19 protein-coding genes are annotated in these 18,451 nt (G+C 71.9%); 5 read left to right on the top strand and 14 right to left on the bottom strand.

Going from position 1 to position 18,451, the window contains the following annotated elements; all coding sequences use genetic code 11:
- Positions 1 to 112 precede the first annotated feature (112 nt).
- Positions 113 to 826, bottom strand: a complete 714-nt coding sequence (locus tag DJ476_RS17680) for a hypothetical protein (protein ID WP_112490994.1) — start codon at positions 824 to 826, stop codon at positions 113 to 115.
- 519 nt (positions 827 to 1,345) lie between these two features.
- Here DJ476_RS17680 and DJ476_RS17685 point away from each other — a divergent pair.
- Entirely contained in the window at positions 1,346 to 2,419 is a 1,074-nt protein-coding gene (locus DJ476_RS17685; protein WP_112490995.1) for a PucR family transcriptional regulator, read from the top strand.
- Positions 2,420 to 2,485: 66 nt separating this feature from the next.
- Here DJ476_RS17685 and DJ476_RS17690 read toward each other — a convergent pair whose 3' ends face one another.
- The 8 genes from DJ476_RS17690 to DJ476_RS17725 all read right to left on the bottom strand — a co-directional run bounded on the left by DJ476_RS17690 (position 2,486) and on the right by DJ476_RS17725 (position 8,185).
- Positions 2,486 to 2,941 (bottom strand): tellurite resistance TerB family protein, encoded by a 456-nt coding sequence (locus DJ476_RS17690; protein ID WP_029395753.1) that lies wholly within the window; start codon positions 2,939 to 2,941, stop codon positions 2,486 to 2,488.
- Between the two features lie 219 nt (positions 2,942 to 3,160).
- On the bottom strand, positions 3,161 to 4,432 hold the full coding sequence (locus tag DJ476_RS17695; protein WP_103419684.1) for a cation:proton antiporter: 1,272 nt from the start codon (positions 4,430 to 4,432) through the stop codon (positions 3,161 to 3,163).
- Between the two features lie 2 nt (positions 4,433 to 4,434).
- A complete protein-coding gene (locus tag DJ476_RS17700) occupies positions 4,435 to 4,905 on the bottom strand; it encodes a cation:proton antiporter regulatory subunit (protein WP_103419683.1) in 471 nt (156 codons plus the stop codon).
- A gap of 142 nt (positions 4,906 to 5,047) precedes the next feature.
- Positions 5,048 to 5,605 carry a hypothetical protein gene (locus tag DJ476_RS17705; protein ID WP_112490996.1) on the bottom strand — a complete coding sequence of 186 codons (558 nt, stop codon included), beginning with the start codon at positions 5,603 to 5,605 and terminating at the stop codon, positions 5,048 to 5,050.
- Positions 5,606 to 5,770: 165 nt separating this feature from the next.
- Positions 5,771 to 5,965 (bottom strand): hypothetical protein, encoded by a 195-nt coding sequence (locus tag DJ476_RS35635; protein ID WP_241565684.1) that lies wholly within the window; start codon positions 5,963 to 5,965, stop codon positions 5,771 to 5,773.
- Between the two features lie 347 nt (positions 5,966 to 6,312).
- Positions 6,313 to 7,227: a phosphotransferase family protein gene (locus DJ476_RS17715; RefSeq protein WP_112490997.1), complete on the bottom strand. Its 915-nt coding sequence runs from the start codon at positions 7,225 to 7,227 to the stop codon at positions 6,313 to 6,315.
- 113 nt (positions 7,228 to 7,340) lie between these two features.
- On the bottom strand, positions 7,341 to 7,718 hold the full coding sequence (locus DJ476_RS17720) for a hypothetical protein (RefSeq protein WP_103419722.1): 378 nt from the start codon (positions 7,716 to 7,718) through the stop codon (positions 7,341 to 7,343).
- Positions 7,719 to 7,750: 32 nt separating this feature from the next.
- Positions 7,751 to 8,185, bottom strand: coding sequence for a pentapeptide repeat-containing protein (locus tag DJ476_RS17725; RefSeq protein WP_029395756.1), 435 nt, complete (start codon positions 8,183 to 8,185; stop codon positions 7,751 to 7,753).
- A gap of 281 nt (positions 8,186 to 8,466) precedes the next feature.
- Here DJ476_RS17725 and DJ476_RS17730 point away from each other — a divergent pair, with 281 nt between their 5' ends.
- Entirely contained in the window at positions 8,467 to 9,609 is a 1,143-nt protein-coding gene (locus DJ476_RS17730; protein WP_112490998.1) for a hypothetical protein, read from the top strand.
- 130 nt (positions 9,610 to 9,739) lie between these two features.
- Here DJ476_RS17730 and DJ476_RS17735 read toward each other — a convergent pair whose 3' ends face one another.
- From DJ476_RS17735 to DJ476_RS17745, 3 genes are all read right to left on the bottom strand, one after another.
- The gene (locus tag DJ476_RS17735) at positions 9,740 to 11,200 is read right to left on the bottom strand and encodes a flotillin family protein (protein ID WP_112490999.1); all 1,461 of its coding nucleotides are present in this window, start codon (positions 11,198 to 11,200) and stop codon (positions 9,740 to 9,742) included.
- A gap of 126 nt (positions 11,201 to 11,326) precedes the next feature.
- On the bottom strand, positions 11,327 to 11,836 hold the full coding sequence (locus tag DJ476_RS17740; RefSeq protein WP_112491000.1) for an NfeD family protein: 510 nt from the start codon (positions 11,834 to 11,836) through the stop codon (positions 11,327 to 11,329).
- 104 nt (positions 11,837 to 11,940) lie between these two features.
- Positions 11,941 to 12,426 (bottom strand): peroxiredoxin, encoded by a 486-nt coding sequence (locus DJ476_RS17745; protein WP_112491001.1) that lies wholly within the window; start codon positions 12,424 to 12,426, stop codon positions 11,941 to 11,943.
- Between the two features lie 192 nt (positions 12,427 to 12,618).
- Here DJ476_RS17745 and DJ476_RS17750 point away from each other — a divergent pair, with 192 nt between their 5' ends.
- Positions 12,619 to 13,398, top strand: coding sequence for an alpha/beta fold hydrolase (locus tag DJ476_RS17750; protein WP_103419677.1), 780 nt, complete (start codon positions 12,619 to 12,621; stop codon positions 13,396 to 13,398).
- A 168-nt stretch (positions 13,399 to 13,566) separates the two neighbouring features.
- A complete protein-coding gene (locus DJ476_RS17755) occupies positions 13,567 to 15,267 on the top strand; it encodes a SpoIIE family protein phosphatase (RefSeq protein WP_112491002.1) in 1,701 nt (566 codons plus the stop codon).
- 95 nt (positions 15,268 to 15,362) lie between these two features.
- Here the strand turns inward: DJ476_RS17755 and DJ476_RS17760 are convergent, their stop codons facing one another.
- Both DJ476_RS17760 and DJ476_RS17765 read right to left on the bottom strand, forming a co-directional pair.
- Positions 15,363 to 16,226 (bottom strand): GNAT family N-acetyltransferase, encoded by an 864-nt coding sequence (locus DJ476_RS17760; RefSeq protein ID WP_112491003.1) that lies wholly within the window; start codon positions 16,224 to 16,226, stop codon positions 15,363 to 15,365.
- A 117-nt stretch (positions 16,227 to 16,343) separates the two neighbouring features.
- Positions 16,344 to 16,595, bottom strand: a complete 252-nt coding sequence (locus tag DJ476_RS17765; protein ID WP_103419674.1) for a hypothetical protein — start codon at positions 16,593 to 16,595, stop codon at positions 16,344 to 16,346.
- Positions 16,596 to 16,880: 285 nt separating this feature from the next.
- Between DJ476_RS17765 and DJ476_RS17770 the strand changes: the two genes are divergently transcribed.
- Positions 16,881 to 18,425, top strand: coding sequence for a ParB/Srx family N-terminal domain-containing protein (locus DJ476_RS17770; RefSeq protein ID WP_112491004.1), 1,545 nt, complete (start codon positions 16,881 to 16,883; stop codon positions 18,423 to 18,425).
- Positions 18,426 to 18,451: the final 26 nt, after the last annotated feature.

The raw sequence follows: 18,451 nt of genomic DNA on the forward strand, positions 1-18,451 counted from the left end.
CGCACCGGCCGGGCCGCACCGACCCGGGCACGTACCGCAGCAGGCACGCAGGCACACACCGTCCGGTCGAGCCGCACCGCACCCGGGCACCGGCACCGGACGACCGGCAGGCTCAGCCGTCCCCGGCTTCCGGCAGTCCCAGCAGCCCGCCCGGTTTCTCCTTCGGGCCCGGGTCGAGGGCCGCGTCGTACGGCGACACCCAGAAGAACTCGCCCTCTTCGTCGTACGCGTAGAGGAGCCCCGTGCTGCCCCGGACGAGGATCTCCTCGGCGTGCGGCGCGGCGGGGTGCGGCCCCCGGGGGGCCTGGCGGACCTGGACGACGGCCGTCGAACCGTCGGCCGCGGCGACCTCGGCCTGGCCGAAGACGGCGGTGACGGAGCCGGTGCGGATGGTGCACACGCGCCCGACGAAGTCCTTTCGCGATGGCGGAGGTTCCGCCGGGAAGTACCGGCGGAAGAGGTGTGCGAGAAGGCGTACGGCGCCCCAGGCGAGGAGGAGCGAGCCGAGGAGTACGGCGACGGCGAGCACCGCGCGGGTGGCCCCGGCCGCGCCGGCCCGGTGCAGCAGGACCGTACCGCTCAGGCTGCCGAACCAGGCGACGAGGACGAGCAGCGATACGGAGACGGTGACGGGCACCCCGCCGAAGCCGACCGAGCCGGAATCGGCCCCGCTCCCGGCCCCGGATCCGGTGCTGACGTCCGAGTCGAAGGAGTTCTGGTCGGCGGCGCCGACGAGCACCAGGAGCCAGAAGCCGACGACGACCACGAGGGCCGCGCCGAAGATGACGGCGGGGAAGCTGAGTGCCGCGTCCAGGAACTCGCCCACAGGTCCCACCCCCTCTGCTGTTCCGTGCGCCGGCCCGATGGTCGGGCGCGGCCTTCGTCCTGCGGTACGGGGGGAGTGGCGACCGGGTCGCCGGGCTGCTGCCCGAGGTCGTCCGGCCCGGTCACCCCGGGGGCGTACGGACCGGGGCGTGCGGATCGGTGGTGATGACGGGGCCCGGCGCCGGTGCGCAGCGAACGGCGCCGCAGCGCCGGGTCGTTCCCCTCAGGCGCCGCCGTCGAATCCCGAATCCCCCGTGGATCCCCCGTGGATTGTCCGGCGGGCCGCCTGTTCTCCCCCGTTCCCCCGTTTCCCCGTTCCTTCGTCCCCCGATTTCCCCCGTATCCCCTCGGTCTCCCGTGGGGTTCCCCCGTGTGTTGCTGACCTGATCCTGTCATCGGGACCCCACCCGCTGCATTGCCGGATTCCGGCAATCTTTACGCTTTGCTAATGCCGGGCACCGGCACCGCCTGGTGTGCGTTGGTGAAATGACAGGACTGTTGCAAGGCTGAAGGAGTGTGCGTGGCCGAGCCAAGGATGCCCGAGGAAATGCTGGGAAATTATGCCCACATTCTGGCTGAAGTCGCCACAACGGGACGCCGTCTGACGCGTGACGAACTGGAGATGCGACGGGCGCAGGGCCGTGAGGCGGCCGACGCGGGCCACCAGCTGCGGGCGTTGGTGACGATGCATCTGGCCCAGACGCGCGAGGCCTGGCCACGCGCGGCTGCCGGAAACAGCCCTGCCACGGTGGATGCGGTGCTGGCCGCGGTGGAGCAGGCGGTCGACGCGTTCGCGGAAGGCTTCGAGCGCGCACAGCGTCTGACGGTCCGGCGGGAGGAGGCGGCGCGCCGCGAATTCATTGACGATCTCCTGTACGGGCGGAGCGACTTGGTGCGGCTGGCGGAGCGGGCCACCCGCTTCGGCCTGAGGCTTTCCCGGGCGCACGCGGTGGCGGTGGCGTCGGGCCCGGAGGCGTACACGGAGACGGACGCGGTGCCGCGGAGCGTGGAGGCGGCGCTGCTCACCCGGTTCAGCGGGCGCAAGATCCTGCTGACGACGAAGGACGGGCGGATCGTCTGCATCGCGCCCGGCAGCCAGCCCGACGTCCTGCGCTACTTCGCCAAGCAGTCGCACGCGGCGACGGACGGCGGGCAGGTCGCGGTCGGACGCCCGCACAAGGGCCCGGGCGGGGTGGTCCACAGTTACGACGAGGCGCTCGAAGCCCTCGATCTGGCCGAGCGGATGGGGATGGAGGACCCGGTGCTCTACGCCTCGGACCTCCTGGTCTACCCGGTGCTGACCCGGGACCGGCAGGCGATGGCGGATCTCGTCCGCAGCGAGCTGGGCCCGCTCCAGAATGCGCGGGGCGGCGCGGAGCCGCTGCTGAAGACGCTCGCGGTCTACTTCGACGCGGGGTGTGTGGCGGCCGAGACGGCCCGCCGCCTGGCGCTGAGCGTACGGGCGTTGACGTACCGCCTGGAACGCATCCACCAGCTCACCGGCTCCGACCCGGCGGACCCGATGCACCGCTACAGCCTGCAGACGGCCGTCATCGGCGCCCGCCTGCTGGACTGGCCGGCCAAGGAGCTGTGAAGCGCCCCGACCGGCCCGTACCGCACGCTTCTCCGGAGCGAAGCGCTTTCGCAGGTCGAAACCGTTTTACAGGTCGAACTCGTGCGGCGGCAGGTCGAGGGCGAAGCACGCCTCGCGCACGACGGCCTGCTCCGTCTTGTCGAAGTCGCCGTCGGCGCCGCCGATGATGATGCCGATCTGGATGACGGCACGCGCCTCGGCGGGCTTCTTCTTCGCCTTGGCGATCTCCTGGAGCACGCTGACCTTGCCGAAGTCGAAGTCGGCGGTGAGCTTGTTCAGGTAGTCGTTGAACCGCCGCTGCAGGTCGTCCGCGGGGAAGTTCTTCAGGACGTCGTTGCTGGCGATGAGCGCGGCCACGCGCTGACGCTCCGACGGGTCGATCTGGCCGTCGGCGGCGGCGACCAGAGCACACATGGCCATGCTCGCGTCGCGGAACGCCCCCGACTTCAGGTCGTTCTTCTTCGCCTCCAGCTGCGCCTGCATAGACGAAGCCGATTCCTTGATCCGATCCCACAGGGCCATGACATCTCCATACGTTGCGGTGCAATGCCGGAACAAAAGAAACTCTACAGACGTGTAGAAACTAGCAGGACCGGTGGCCCCCCGCTCCGGGTTCACACCCTCTGCCCCTCGTCGGCCCGTGCGTACCGCCCCCACTCCTCGACAGCACAACGGCCGCCCCGGCCCGCCGTGTTGACGGAGGCCGGACCGGCCGTTGCTCGAAATGCGTCGGTACGTCGGTCAGTCGCCGCGAGCCTCGCCCGCGGGTTCCGGGGTGAGGTCGTCGTGGGAGGCGGTGGCCCGGCGCTCGGGAGCGGACTTCGGCGGCGCTTCCGCCACCGCGCCACCGGACCTCGCACCCCGCAGGGCCTGGATCTTCGCGGCGGCGGGCTCGGTCCAACGGGCGGTGAGCGGACCGACGATGACGAGGATGAGGACGTACGCGGTGGCCAGCGGCCCGATCCGGGGCTCGGTGGCCACGGCCAGACCGGCGATGACGATGGAGAACTCCCCGCGCGCCACGAGCGTTCCGCCCGCCCGCCAGCGCCCGCGCGATCCGACTCCGGCGCGGCGGGCCGCGTACCAGCCGGTGAGGATCTTGGTGAGCACGGTGACGACGGCGAGGACGGCGGCGGGCAGCAGGACGGGCGGGATGTCGGCCGGGTCGGTGGAGAGCCCGAAGAAGACGAAGAACACGGCGGCGAACAGGTCGCGCAGCGGGGTGAGGAGCTTACGGGCGCCCTCCGCGACCTCTCCGGAGAGCGCGATGCCGACGAGGAACGCGCCGACGGCGGCCGACACCTGGAGCTGCTGGGCGACCCCGGCGACGAGCACGGTGAGGCCGAGGACGACCAGGAGCAGCATCTCCGGGTTGTCGGAGGAGACCGCGCGGCTGATGAGGCGCCCGTGGCGCAGGGCCAGGTAGAGCACGAAGCCGACGGTCCCGAGGGCGATCACGAGCGCGAGGCTGCCGCCGGCCAGGCTGACCCCGGCGAGCATGGCGGTGAGCAGCGGCAGGTAGACCGCCATCGCCAGGTCCTCCATGACGAGGACGCCGAGGATGACGGGGGTCTCGCGGTTGCCGAGCCGCCCGAGGTCGGTCATCACCTTCGCGATGACGCCGGAGGACGAGATCCAGGTGACCCCGGCGAGCGCGACGGCCCCGACGGGCCCCCAGCCGAGGACGAGCGCGGCGACGGCGCCGGGAGTCGCGTTCAGCACGAAGTCGACGGCCCCGGACGGATATTGCGTCTTGAGGCTGGTCACCAGCTCGGAGGCGCTGTACTCCAGCCCCAGCAGGAGCAGCAGCAGGATGACGCCGATCTCGGCGCCGACCATGGTGAACTCTTCACTGGCGTCCAGCGGGATGAGCCCACCGTGGCCGAAGGCGAGCCCCGCGAGCAGGTAGAGCGGAATCGGCGAGAGCCCTATCCGCCCGGCGACCCGCCCGATGAGCCCGAGCCCCAGGATGACGGCGCCCAGCTCCACCAGCAGTGCGGTCGTGTCATGCACGATCAGCCCTCCGCAATGATCTCGGAGAGCGCGTCGACGCCCTCACGCGTACCGACGGCGACGAGCGTGTCCCCGATGGCGAGCCGGAAGTCCGGCTCCGGCGAGGGGTGCGCGCTGTGCGTACGCAGCACCGCCACGATGGACGCCCCGGTCCGGGTCCGCGCCCGCGTCTCCCCCAACAGCCGCCCCCCGTAAGGGGATCGCAACCCCAGCGGGATGTGCTCGGTTACCAGGTCGATGCCCTCGGTCCGTACGGCGTCGATGGGCGCCGGGTCGATGAGGTGCGCCAGCGCGGTGGCCTCGGTGGTGGTCAGCGGCACGGAGAGCCGACACGAATCAGGGTCGTCCTGATCGTAGAACCCGATGAACCGCCGCCCGTCGTGGTGGACGACGACGGAGATGTGCTGCCCCGTCTCGGTGGTGAAATCGTACTGAGCGCCGACTCCGGGCAGCGACGTGCGACGGGTCCCCATGACTACCTCCCGAGACGTGCGTCGGTGTCTCGGCGCACAGCTGATGTCTTTATCAGGCCAGTACCTTAGCGACAGGCCGGAAAGGATCGACGAGCCGGAAAAGACCTACGAGGGCGGAAGCCGGGACCGCCCCCGGCGCTCCTCAGTACTTCCCGTCGACGGGAATCCACCCGGACCACGACTCGGGCTGGTAGAACTTCCCGGTGTCACCGTCGTAGCGCAGAACCCGCATCCGTACGTTGCCGGTCTCGCGGTAGTCCTTGTCGCAGGTGGCCCACGTGTTCACGCCGAGCCGGTTGATGCAGACCTCGGGCGCGCGCCCGTAGTCGGTGTAGACGCCGACGGCCGCGGACATGCCGTCCTTCTGCGTGTCACCGGCCCAGACGATGTCCCCGTTGTGCTGGAAGCAGCCCTTGGCCCCGTAGGCGGCGGTGGTGCCGAGGCAGGTGTTGGCGGCGGGGGCGGCCTTGGCGGCGGCCATCGACATGACGGGTGCGTCGGCCTCGTCCTCCAGGGACGGCACATCGCCCCCCGCCCCCGGAGCCAGCCCCTCGACGATCCGGACCCCCGCGGGCATCTCCACTTCCTGAAGCCCGTCGGCCGGTCCGTCGGCCAGCGCGGGAGCCCCCGTGAGAACCGAGAACGCCAGCGCTGACACCCCGGCGAGAACGCCCACCTTTATGCGCCGGTTCTCACGCATATTTCACTACCCCCGCACCTGACCCCTGTTGAGAAGTCACTCATTGCTGATTGTGAACAGGTTGTGAGGCTAAGGGATCTCCGGGGGCGTGGGAAGTTGTGACTACACAGCGGCAGGGACCGACACCGAAGGGTGTCGGTCCCTGCCGCTGAGGTAGTTCCGGATCTACTGCGCCTCGGGCGCGCGGGGTGCCGCTTCCCCGTCGCTGCTCTCGGCGAACGAAAGATCAAGGGCGCACTCCGCCGGAATCTCCTCCACCGCCCCGGCGCACTGAGTGGCACCTTCCTCGCTCTGCCCCTCCATCAGGGGCGGCCCCGCCTGACGCTTCCCGGTCTCGATGTCCCCCGTCATGCCGTCCACGGGGGAAGGGCTCACGGACGGCCCGGGCGCAGCAGGCCGGGAACTCTCGGAACCACCCGGCAGGGACGAACAGGCGGCAACACCTGTCGCGGCACCCAGGACGAGCGCGGCGGAGGCCGCGACGGTACGAAAACGCATGAAGGTCCCCCCTACGCGGACGCTCGGCCGACCGAGCCGCCAGTCGACCTACCGTCCCACAGCGCACAGCACGGCAGGCGCGGAAAATGTGAAGAAGCGAAGGTGTCGTAGAGCTGCCTTTACAGCCAACGCGCGCTGTACAGAGGGTTGGTAGGGGGTCAGGAACCACATTCCTGATTCCTGCCCTCCCGCGCATTCCGGCCGAAAACTCACCCCGCGCGGCCGACACCGATTGAGTTGCCGATTTCTCCCGCCCGCTGCCGTAGCACGGGAACGAGCTCCAGGTTGTCCCCTCGCTCGGCGCTCTGCAGGAGTTCGGTGATGACCACCAGCTCCGCGAAGCGCCCGGCGTCGCTCGCGAGGGTGCCGGACAGTTCCTTCCGTACGCGCTGCGCCGCCTCAGGGACCGCGAGGCTGTAGGCGTGGAGGAGCGCGGCGTCGTGGCCGGCGGGAGCGGTGCCCCAGCCTTCCCAGTCCAGGATGGCGAGTTGGGGCCCGGTGAGGTTGGCCCAGTGCAGGTCGCCGTGGGCGGTGGACCAGGCGGGTGGGACCGTGGGGACGGGGCCGGGGAGGAAGGCGAGGTACTTCGGCATGGCCCGGTCCAGGTACGCCTGGCGTACGGCCGCGCGTACGGTGCGCACGGCGGAGAGACGGCCGAGTGCCGTACGCAGACCGCTCCACCAGGCGGCCGACAGGCCGGGCGCCTCGGTGAGTACGGGGGTGGGGGAGACGGCCCGGCCCTCGACGTGGTCGTACAGCTCGGCCCGGTAGGCGTCCCGCCCCTCCGCCCACTCCCGTACGAGATGGAGACGGGGACGCGGAACCTGCGGGCCCACCAGCCGCTCGGCCTCCTCCGGCCCGGTCCACAGCTTGCCGTTCGCCTTCTCCACCGGGCTGTGGACGACCCGCAACCACCCGAGCCCGTACGGACCGAGGACGGGCCCACCGAGGGTGCGCCCCCGCCACCCCCACGCTTCGCGTGTGCCGCTGTGTGCCTGAGGGGCGGGGGCGGTGACGCCCAGGGCGGTGACCCCCGGAGCGGTGACGCCCAGGGCGGCGCACGCCATGGCGCGGGCCGCCCGCATCCGGTCGACGGCGGCCGGGTCGTCAGGTTCCGCGAACATCGATGCCCTCTCGTGGTCACGCGGCCTTCGCTCCCACCCGGCCGGCATGACTGCACACACGGTGGCCGAGGGGGGGAGTCCGGGGCTCCCGTGCCGGGGTTGGTGCGGTGTCCTCAGCGGTCGGAGACCCAGGTGGCGTCCGTCGGCCAGTGTCCGGTGCGGACGATGTGCTCCACGAGCCCGAAAGCCTCATCGATGGGCACGGTGTCCTCGTCCGGGTACGCGTCGTCCTGCCCGTTGGAGAGGACGAACCCGTCGCTCCAGCCCTCGGCCCCGGGGGTCACCGCGTGCTCGCCGGGGTCGTCCGGGCCGTCGAGCAGGACCACCATCGCCCGCTCGGTGTTCGTCACGACGGCCAGGGATCGCCCGGAGGAACTGGTCAGCCACGTCTCCAACCGGTTCCCGGCGATCCTCTTCCGCAGTGCGGCCGGCACCGAGTCGGGCGACACCGGGGCGGTGCCCTCCGGCTCGAACGTCCATGACTCGATCATGACCACGACCATCTCACGGACGGATGCAGGTGCTACTCGCTCCGCACCGGCCCCGGCGGCCAGCCGATGACGTCCTCCGCGTGGACGTTGCGCAGGGACGTTCCCTCGAAGCGGGCGCCGGTGATGTCCGTCGGGCCCAGGCGCGGGATGCCGGTGTTGACCGTGCTGAGGCGGGCGCCGGTGAGGTCGGTGTCGCGGAGGTCGGCGTCGCGGAGGTTGCAGCCGGCGAGGACCGCGCCGCGGAGGGAGGCTCCGCGGAGGTCGGCGCCGGTGAAGTCGCAGAACTTGAACCAACAGCCTTCGAGGGTCGCGTAGCGAAGGTCCGCGCCCGCGAAGGAGCAGCGGGCGAAGCGGAGTTGGTTCGTGCGCGTGGATGCGAGGTTCTGGTGGGTGAAGTCCTCGCCGCTAACGGCCGCATAGCGGTGGAGCTCGGAAAGGCGTTGGCGGGCGGTCAGTGGCGTGGTCATGGGGACCAGCGTCTCAGCCGTGCTGGTGGGCGGCATCGAGATTGCGACAACTTGACAGTTCAACAGCTGGGGCGGTGTCGGACGATCACGTGCCTCTGTAGGGGGACTTGAGGCCGTCTCGGGTTGATTTGGGCACGGGCGCCCGCGCGCCTGTTGTACCGTGATCGTGTCATCACGCTCTGTGTGTGCGTTTATGTGCGCACACATGGGGCGGCCCCCGGCGGTGTTCACAGCACCTGACCGAGGGCCTTCACCCCGCAGTGGAGAAAGGTCCACCCAGGATGCTTCGGCATGCTATCGCGCCTGTTCGGCGCTACACGAAGGTCTCGCACGACGTCATGCGTCATCCGCGTCTCGGCAGTGACGCGAAGGTCCTGATCGCCTACGTCCAGGGGCTGCCCGATGAACGGGCCGGAAAAGCCCTGTCCGAGCTTGCTCGCGAGGTCGGTATCACGGGGCGCAAGTTCCAGATCGCCAAAGGCCAGTTGGTCGTCAACGGATTCGTGCATGAGTGGCGGGTCGTGGGGGAGCGGGGCCGCTGGGCCACCCAGCAGCTGTTCTCCAATGTCCCGTTGAGCGACGACGAGGCCCGTGCCGTGTGGCGGGAGGCCGGTGCGGAGGCGGAGCCGTCTCCGAGTGAGCGGTCTCCGACCGTCGGTCAGCCGGGCCCCCGGAGCGCCGGTCATCAACTACCGGTAGATGAAGAACGGGTGGAGAACTCTTCCCGCCCACCCACCGAAGCCGGTGTCGAAGTTCCGGCGAGGGCTCGTGGTTTGGGTGAATTGATGAGTGAAGAGGCCGTGGTCGAGCGGGTTTTGTTGTCCCTTCGGGACGTCCGCGCCGATCTGCGGCTGGGTGTCGTCGAGGCGCGGGCCCTGGTTGCCCAGGCCGTCGAGTGGTTGCGGCGCGGGGTGTCGGGGGTCGAGCTCCGACGGGTGCTGAGCAGTGATCTGCCCCCGGGGCGGGTGCGGTCCGCCGTGGGGTTCCTGCGGCACCGGCTGGAGCACAAGATGCCCGAGGCGCGCCGGAGCCGGGAGGAGCGGGGGGAGGGAGCCGCTGCCCCTTCGGAGTCCTCGTCCGCCGCTGCGGATTCCGCTTCGGGCGCCGATACGGGTGCGGAGGCGGGTGCGGAGGCGGAGGCGGGGACCGCAACTCCCTATGTTCCGCCGCCCCTTGTCACCTGTGAGGGGCCCGGCACCGAGCATGTCTTCCGATCCTGGGGCGGGGAGGAGCTGTGCCCCGACTGTCAGCAGGCCGCCGCCTGGGCGCGGTGGGCCGAGAGGCGGGCCGCCGACCTGGGTGTCGATCTCGCGGAAGAGGCCGCCGCTGCGGTCGAGGCCGGGCGCGATCCGAACGGGTGGCGGGGGCGCCTCGCCGCTGCGGCCGCCGCGCACGGGGTGTCCGGGAGCGCCGACGAACGGTAGTTGGCCGGTTTCCGCAGTTCGGTGGGGCCGTGGACACGGCTGTGCCCGGCGACCGTGGCGGGTGCGTACGGAGGTGTCGTACGCCCGCCCGGTCGCCGGGCACGGAGAGAGGGAGCCGAGGCGGTGCGCCTCAGTCCGTGATCTCGATCCTGTCCGTGTCCTTGTTCTTGTCGGAGGCGGTGGTGGTGCTCTTCTCCGGCGCGGCACCGGCGGTCTCGCCCGTCGTGCGGTTCTTCAGGTTCTCCAGGAGAGCGGCCAGGTCCACACCCGTCGTGGAGCTGAGCAGCTCCATGCCCTGGGCCACGTTGTCGGTGACCGTACGGGCCAGCTGGCTGGCGCCGTCCGTGGAGACGACCGTCAGCTTGTCGATCGCGCTCAGCGGCTCGGAGGCCTTCGCGACGACCTGCGGCAGGACCTCGACCAGCATCTGGAGGACGGCCGCGTCACCGTACTGCGCGAACGCGTCGGCCTTCTTCTGCATGGCCTCGGCCTCCGCCGAACCCTTCGCGGCGATCGACGCGGCCTCGGCCTCACCCTCGATGCGCACCGCGTCGGCCAGCGCCGAGCGGTGGAGCTTCTCACCCTCACCGGTCAGGCGCGAGCGCTCCGCGTCCGCCTCGGCCTCCTTGACCAGGGCGATACGGCGGGCCTCCGCCTCCTGCTCGGCCTGGTAGCGGGCGGCGTCGGCGGGCTTGCGGACCTTGGTGTCCAGCTCGCGGTCGGTCAGCGCGGCCTGGCGCTCGGCCACCTTCTCCTGCTCCTGGAGCACTTCCTGCTGGCGGGCGGCCTCGGCGAGCGGACCGGCGGCGTTGGCCTTGGCGGCGGCCGCCTCGGTCTCGGCCTTGATCTCGGCCTGCTTCAGGTAGTACGTCCGCTCCGCGATGGCGATCTCCTCGGCCGCCTTCAGCCGGGCCTGCTCCGAGGCGCGCTTGGCGATCGCCTCGGCGATGTCCGCCTCCTGCTTGGCGCGGGCGGCCTCCGGACGGCCGAGGTCCTCCAGGTAGGAGCCCTCGGTGGTGATGTCCTGGATCTGGAAGGCGTCCAGGATCAGGCCCTGGCCGGAGAGGCTGGTCTCGGCCTCCTCCGCGACCTGCCCGGCGAACGCGGCCCGGTCCCGGATGATGTCCTCGACCGACATCCGGCCGACGATCGCGCGGAGCGCACCGGAGAGCACTTCCTGGGTGAAGCCGACGATGCCGTCCTGCTGCTGGAGGAAGCGCTGCGCGGCGGCCCGGATGGCGTCCTCGCTGCCGCCGACCTTGACGATCGCGACGCCTTCGAGGTTCGACTTCACCCCGCGCAGGGTGACCGCGCCGCGCACGGCGATCGGGATGTGCCGGCTGGAGAGGTCCAGGGTGAACTTCTGCTGGACGAACGGCACGACGAAGACGCCGCCACCGACGACGACCTTCTGGCCGCTGTTGTCGATGCTGGTGAGGCCGGTGACCGGGTCGACCGACTTCTTGCCGCGGCGGCCGGTGATGATGAACGCCTCGCTGGGCCCGGCGACCTTGTACCGCGTGATGACGACCAGGCCGAGCAGGACGAGCAGGACGACGATGCCGATGACGGCGATGGCTACTGGACTCATGAGAAAGGTCCCCCCTGCCTCCCGGTTGGGGGACGGCAGATTGTTGTGGTGCCAGGTGCTGTGTGGGTGGGGTGGGGTGGGGTGGTCGGTTCGTTGAGTTGAAAGGGGTGCGGTGGGCGGGTGGCCTCAGCGGTCCACCGGGCGGACCGCCACCGACGTCGTCGACAGCTCCGCCTCCACCCAGACCTCGGTGCCCCGGACGACGGGCTCCGGGGATTTCGCCGCGTACTTGACGGGCTGGCCCGCCAGCCGCAGCATCACCTCGCCGTAGCCGCCGGCCGGGATGGCCGTCACGACCGTCCCGGACGTGCCGACGAGGTCGCCTCCGCGCGGGGTGGACGAGGTCTGGTCCCGCATCAGGGCCTTGCTGAGTTTCCACGTCAGCCAGCCCGCGACGACCCCGGCCCCGAGGCCGACGGCGGTGGCCACGACCGGCCCGGCGCCCGTGGTGCCGAGCACGATCGCCCCGCCGAAGCCGAGCATCGAGATGAACCCGGCGATCACCGGGAGCGAGAGCAGCCCGTCGAAGAGGCCGTCGAGCACCCCGTCCAGCAGCCCTTCGAGGACGCCGCCGAAGATCAGGGACAGGGCCAGCAGGACGATCCCCGCAATGCCGAGACCGAGAAAGAAGGTCACCTGATCACTCCCCTGCTCTTCGACTTCCCCCGGCTATTTCCGTCGAACTGGCTGGATGATCCCATAGATGTCCGGTTCGTAGCACTGCCGGAACCCGGCAATCTTTACGCGGTTTTGATGCCGGACAACTGATCAGCAAGGGTGGAAAGCGACTGGAAGGTCGCACCCAGCAACGCCACGTGCTTCCAGCGCAGGACGCCGTCGGGGCCGATGAGGAAGACCGCCCGCCGTACGCCGATGCCGGGGGCGGCGACTCCGTACGCCCTGGCGATCTCCCGGCCCTCGTCCGCCAGCAGCGGCATCCGGAGCCCGTACATGCGTGCGAACGACTCATGGCTGTCCACACCCTGTGGACTGATGCCCCAGACCTCCGCGTCGAGCCCCTCGAAGGTCTCCATGCCCGAGGAGTACGAGCACAGCTGCTTCGTGCAGACCGTGGTGTTGTCCCCGGGGTAGAACGCCAGCACCAGGGCCCGGCCGCGGGCGGCGGAGAGGGTGTAGTCGGCGCGGTCGAAGGTGTCCCCGGACAGGACACCGCCGGGGAGCGTGAAGTCCGGTGCCGGGGTGGAGAGGGGAGGTCCTGCCGCCATGACGACTCCTTCTTGTGCGTTCGTGGTGCGTACGAGGGTGGGGGCGTTGCCCGTACAGTGAACGGCACTTTCCGCCCGTTGACACGTTCGGCCCATCCGGAACGGGGTCCGCACCGAATACGTAAGACCGAATACGTACGGGGCGGGGCGCCCGGCCCTTCTCCCGCCCCTCACCCGGACCTGGAGGTACGTGTGGCCCCACGATCCCTGTCGGCAGCGGTTCTCGTCCTGCACGGGGGCTACGAGAACGGTACGGAGCCGCCGCCTCCCGGCCTCCTGAACCTCCCCGGCACCCGGATGCGCCCCTTCGTCCGCGCCCTGCGCCGCGCCACCCGCGCACCGGAAAGCGCACCGGAGAGCGGCCCGGAGAGCGGTGCGGGCGTCCTCGTACGGCAGGTGCGGTACGCCCACCGGGGGTGGAACGGGTCCCGTGCCGACGCCCTCCACGACGCCCTGGCCGCGCTCGACGCCCTCGGCGAGGAGGCCGGGGGGTCCGGGGAAGCCGGCGGTGTGCCGGTGGTGCTGCTCGGCCACTCCATGGGCGCCCGTGCCGCCCTGCTCGCCGCCGGGCACCCCCTCGTACGCGGAGTCGTCGGCCTCGCCCCCTGGTGCCCGCCGGGCGACCCGGTGACCCAGCTCGCGGGCCGTGACGTCGTCCTCGTCCACAGCAGCCGGGACCGGATCACCAGCCCCCAGGCCACCCAGTCCCTCACCACCCGGGCCCGCCGCGCCGGGGCCCGTACCTGCATGGTCACCGTCCGGGGCGGCGACCACGCGATGATCCGGCGCGCCCCGGCCTGGCACCGCCTCACGACCACCCTGGTCACCGGATTGCTGGGTACCGGCAGTCTGCCGGAGCCCGTCACCGCCGCCCTCGGCCTGCCGCCGACCGCCGAGCCCACCGAGGGGACCCTCGACCTCGACCGGCTGCGCCCCCGGCGGGGCCCGGCCGGACTCCAGCCGAGCCCCTGAGGCCGGCCGAGCCCTTGAGGTCCGCGTCCCCGGGGGGCCTGTACACCCCGGGCGGGTGGGCCGCCGTGCTGCGGATGCGGTGCCGGGTGCGGCCGCTCACGATGGAGATCCGGAGGCCGATCTACGGCGGAGGAGACCCCCTTGCAGGCCGAAGCGTGCGGCGACGGTATGCCGTCGTCCTTCGACCCCGCGACCGTGGCCGCCCTGCTCGACGGGAACCCCGCGGGAGTGGCCGTACTCGACGCGAACCTCCGCTACACCTACGTCAACCCCGCCCTCGAACGGCTCAACGGCCTGCGGGCCGGGTCCCACCTGGGCCGCACCTTCTCCGAGGTGCTGCCCGGGCTGCGCGGCCAGGCCGCCGTCCTGCGCAACGTGCTGCGCGACGGTGAACCCCGCGAGCAGACGATCAGCGGCCGGACCTGGGCCGCAGCCTCCGGCGGCCCCCGGTTCTGGCGCGCCACCTACCACCGGCTGGAGACCGGCGGGGACGTGTGCGGGCTGATGGTGATCGTCGTCGAGATCAGCGATGTGGCCCGGCAGCGGGCGGAGCTGGAGGAGGCCCGGGGCCATGTCACCCTCCTCTCCACGGCCGCCGTGAAGATCGGCACCACGCTCGACATGGACACCACCTGCCGGGAGCTGGCCGAGTTCGTCGTGCCGCCCTTCGCCGACGTGGCCGCCGTCGACGTCTTCCCGCCCGAGGTGGGACATCCCGTACGCCGTGCCGAACCCGGTGTCCTGCGGCTGCGGCGGGCCGCGCTGCGGGGCCGGGGGCCGCTCGACGAGCAGATGCAGCGGTTCGGGCACCCGGGGGAGTACGTCGACTTCGCAGCGGACTCCGCCGTCACCCGCTGCCTGGCCGAGAACGAGCCGGTCCTCGACGACTGGGAGGAACACCGGAGCGCCCGCTCCGCCTTCACCTCGCAGCGGATCGCCGCCTCCCTGGCCCTCGGACTGCGCCAGGCGCTCATCGTCCCGCTCATCGCCCGCGGCCGTCAGCTCGGCACGCTCAGCCTGGTCCGGGCGGAGGGCTCGCCCGCCTTCAGCGACCAGGACGTGGTCGTCGCCCGGGAACTCGCCGGCCGCGCCGCCGTCGACCTCGACCACGCCCGCCGCTACGACCGCGAGCACAGCATCGCCCGCGAACTCCAGGGCTCCCTGCTCTCCGAACCCCGCGGCCCCCACCCGCACGTGGAGATCGCCACCCGCTACCTCCCGGCCGAGCGGGGCGTCCTGGTGGGCGGCGACTGGTTCGACGTCGTACCGCTCCAGGACGGCCGCCACCTCAAGGCGATGGGCGACGTGATGGGCCACGGCGTGGAGGCCGCCGTGGCGATGAGCCACTACCGCTCGCTGCTGCGGCTGCTGGCCGCCGAGGACCTGCCGCCGCACCGGATCCTGGAGCGGCTCGACACGATGGTGGAGCGGTCGGGGCTCGACCGGGCGGCCACCTGTCTGCTCGCCGTCGTGGACCGGTTCGGCGGGGTCTGCGAGGTGGCCAGCGCGGGGCATCTGCCGCCGGTCTTCATCGACCCGGGGGCCTCGCGGGCCCATATCGTCCCGGTGGAGTCCGGGCCTCCGCTCGGCACCGGCTTCGGCGGCTACCGGACCAGCTCCGTGCCCTGCGGCCCGGGGACCGTGCTCTTCATGTACACCGACGGTCTGGTGGAGCGCCGGGGCGAGGACATCGACGTCTCCGTCGCCCGGCTGGCCTCGCTGACCCTGCCCTCCGGCGGCAGCCTGGAGGAGCTGCTCGACCGGGTGCTGGACCGGTTCGGCGGGGACGCGGAGGACGACATCGCGGTGCTGGCCTCCCGGATCAGGGAGGATCCGCCGGTGCAGCGGAAGCCGGGCGGTTCCGCGTAGGCCGGGCGGTTCCGCGTAGGCACTGGTACGGGCCGTACGCGGACCGGCCGGTTGGTCGTACGCGGACCGGCCGGCCCTCGTAAGTCCCCGGATTCTCAGCCCAGTTCGAGGCTGGTGATGCCGTAGTAGCCGTCCCGGTCGATCACCGGCTGCGGGCCCGTGTACATCCGGGCCGTGTCGAACGACGGGGTCAGCCCCAGCTCGCCCGCGAGCCGTACCGCAGCCGGGTTCAGGTCGGGTACGTCGATGGCCACCGGCCCGTCCGGCACCGTCGTCGCGAGTGCGCTCACCAGGGCCGCCGCCACCTGCGGGGACGCGGCGTACAGCGGTCCGATACGGGAGGCGGCGCGGCACTCCCGTACCACCGCGAGCCCGTGCAGCTCCCCGTCCCGCACCGCCGCCAGCGCCGTACGCCCGGGGGCGGTGATCCAGGACGCCAGGAAGCCGTCCCGGGGCGCCGGGAAGAACCGTCGGTCGTACGCGGCGAGTTGAGCGAACGGGGCGGAACGGGCGTCGACGAGCGTGGTGCCCGGGGGCGGTGCGATGTCCGGCGGCGGGGTGCCCTCGTACCGGGCGTTGCTCCAGCAGGTGCGGAAGCCGGAGCGGCGGTAGTTGTCCTGCTGGGCCGGGACCCCGTCCAGCCCGACGGTGCGGCCGGCGAGCCGGGCCGTCCCGGCCTGCCAGGTGCGCAGCCCGTACCCCTGGCCGCGCAGCTGGGGGCGGGTCAGGTAGAAGCCCAGGAAGCCGTGGTCGGGGCCGTACCGTACGACGGACACGGAGGTGACCGGCACGCCGTCGAGGCGGCCGATCAGGAAGCCGCCGGGGTCGGTCGGGAAGAAGATCCGGCCGTCGGTGAGGCCGGGGTTCCAGGACTCCTCGTGGGCCCATTCGCCCAGCAGGACGATGTCCTCGGCGCTCGCGGCGGCGATCTCGAAGGTGTTCTCGGCGAGGTTCGGCACGGTACAGCCGTACCCCGGGGCCGGGCGGTTCAGTGATCGGTCGTTACGCCGTCGGGGTGACCGTCCCGTACTGCTCCCCGTACGGCTCCCCGTACGGCTTCGCGTACCGCTCCGCGCTCACGCCGTCTCCGGGGTGTTCTCCCGGTTCCGGCCGCGCAGCTGCCGCAGGATCAGGGCGGCCGAGGTGATCAGCGGCAGGATCCCCGCCACCGCGTCGGCGGTGCTCAGCTTGTCGTGGCGGCTCCTGGCCCGGCGTACCTGCTTGGACGCCCTGATGACGGCGAGCGCGCTGCTGCCCAGGCTCAGCGCCAGCCCCGCTTTGCTGCCCCGCAGGCCCTTGGCGGGAGCGGAACGGTTCTTCTTCGCCATGGGAGGTACCTCCAGATGGTCCGGGTCGCGTCCTCCGTGACCGGCGTGCTCCACGTAGACCGGCGTCCTCCACGTAACCGGGTGTCCGCCGCCCCCGCAAACGGACGGCTGCGCCCTCGCGGAGGGGCGGCGGCCCCGTTGCCGTGGCATGACAGCGTCATCGCGCGTTCACGCCCCGTCCGTGCCCGCGTCGCCGTGCCTTGCGATCGTCACCGCGGAAGAGCGCAAGCGCGGAACGGCGGAAGCGCGGACAGCGGAAGAAACGCCCGTACGGAGAGGTCGTCCATGAACAGATCGAAGGCTGCCGGCCTGCCCCGGCGCGGGGCCCGGCTGCTGGCCGGAGTCCTGGCCGCGGGCACGGTCGTCGTCGGAGCGGGCACGGGCACGGCGGCCGCCGCGGGACCGGGCGGCGCGGGCCCCGGGAGCGCGGCCCCGGGGAGCGCCGGGGCGTGCGCCGGGAGCGGGCCGCTGCCGCGCGCCTGTGCGCAGCCGGGCGACCTGATCGACGTCACCCTGGGCGAACTCCACCCCACCCAGGCCGTCCTCGGCTTCGACCAGGTCTTCTACAAGCTGGGCCGCTACGGCAGCGACCGCGACGAGGCGGCGGGCGGCTTCAACAAGCGCTTCGACGACTGGTGCGAGACCAACGGCCAGGGCGAGGCAGCCTCGGTGGGCCCGGGCGCCCGGCTGGACGACCCGGCGAGCTTCACCTGCACCGTGCCGCTCGGCCAGGAGACCGAGAAGTCGATCGCGCCGATGAAGACGGCCGTCATCGGCCCCGGCGGGAAGCTCTACCTCACCGACGGGCACCACACCCTGACGTCCTTCCTGGAGGGCCCGGACGGCTCCGCCCGGCTGCCGGTCCGGCTCCGCGGCACCAACAACTTCAGCTCCCTGTCCACCGCCGCGTTCTGGCAGCGGATGACGGCCGAGAAGAAGGTGTGGCTGCGCGACGAGAACAACCGCCCGCTGGGCGTGGACCAGCTGCCGAGCCGGCTGGGCATCACGCACTTCCGCGACGACCCGTACCGCAGCCTCGTCTACTTCACGCGGGACATCGGTTACGAAGTCCCGGACGGGGCCACGGAGTTCCTGGAGTTCTCGTGGGGCTCCTGGCTGCGCGGGAAGCACGACACGTCCGCGTACGACCTCACCTCCCCCGGGCCCTACCTCGACCTGGTCAAGAGCGCCTCGAAGTCGATGGCCGCGCTCGACGCCGACGCGGTCGTCGACGACGGGAAGACCGCCGGGCAGCTGGGCCGGATCGCGGAGTGGAACGGCGGCAAGAAGGAGACGGGCGGGGAGTTCGCCAAGCTGAGCAAGCCCCTGACGGACGCCAAGCCGGGCAAGCTGGCCGAATCGCTCGCGTACAAGGCCACGGTGGGGCGCGCGCCCGCGTGCACCACGAAGATCACCGGCGTACGCAACGGGCCGCTGACCGTCACGGACGGCGTCACCTGCGTCGACCGCGCCGCCCTGCGCGGGCCGGTCACCGTACGCGCCGGAGCCGCCCTCGTCCTGACCGGCTCCACGCTGGAGGGCCCGCTCCAGTCGGACCGTGCCGCCGCCGTCCAGGTGTGCGGGTCGAGCCTCACGGGGCCGCTGGTCATCAGCCGTACCACCGGGACCGTCCGGTTCGGCGGGCCGGGCTGCACCGCCAACGCGGTGACCGGGGCCGTCGTCCTGACCGGCAACACCGGGGGCGTCCAGCTCGCCGCCAACACGGTGACCGGGCCCGTCGCGTGCTCCGCCAACGTTCCGGCGCCGGAGAACACGGGACGGCCGAACGAGGTCCGCGGGCCGCGCACGGGGCAGTGCGCGGGGGTGTGAGCCGGGGCGCGCAGGCGCGGGGAGGC

Origin of the sequence: Streptomyces bacillaris, from assembly GCF_003268675.1 — a bacterium.
Lineage (GTDB): Bacteria > Actinomycetota > Actinomycetes > Streptomycetales > Streptomycetaceae > Streptomyces > Streptomyces bacillaris.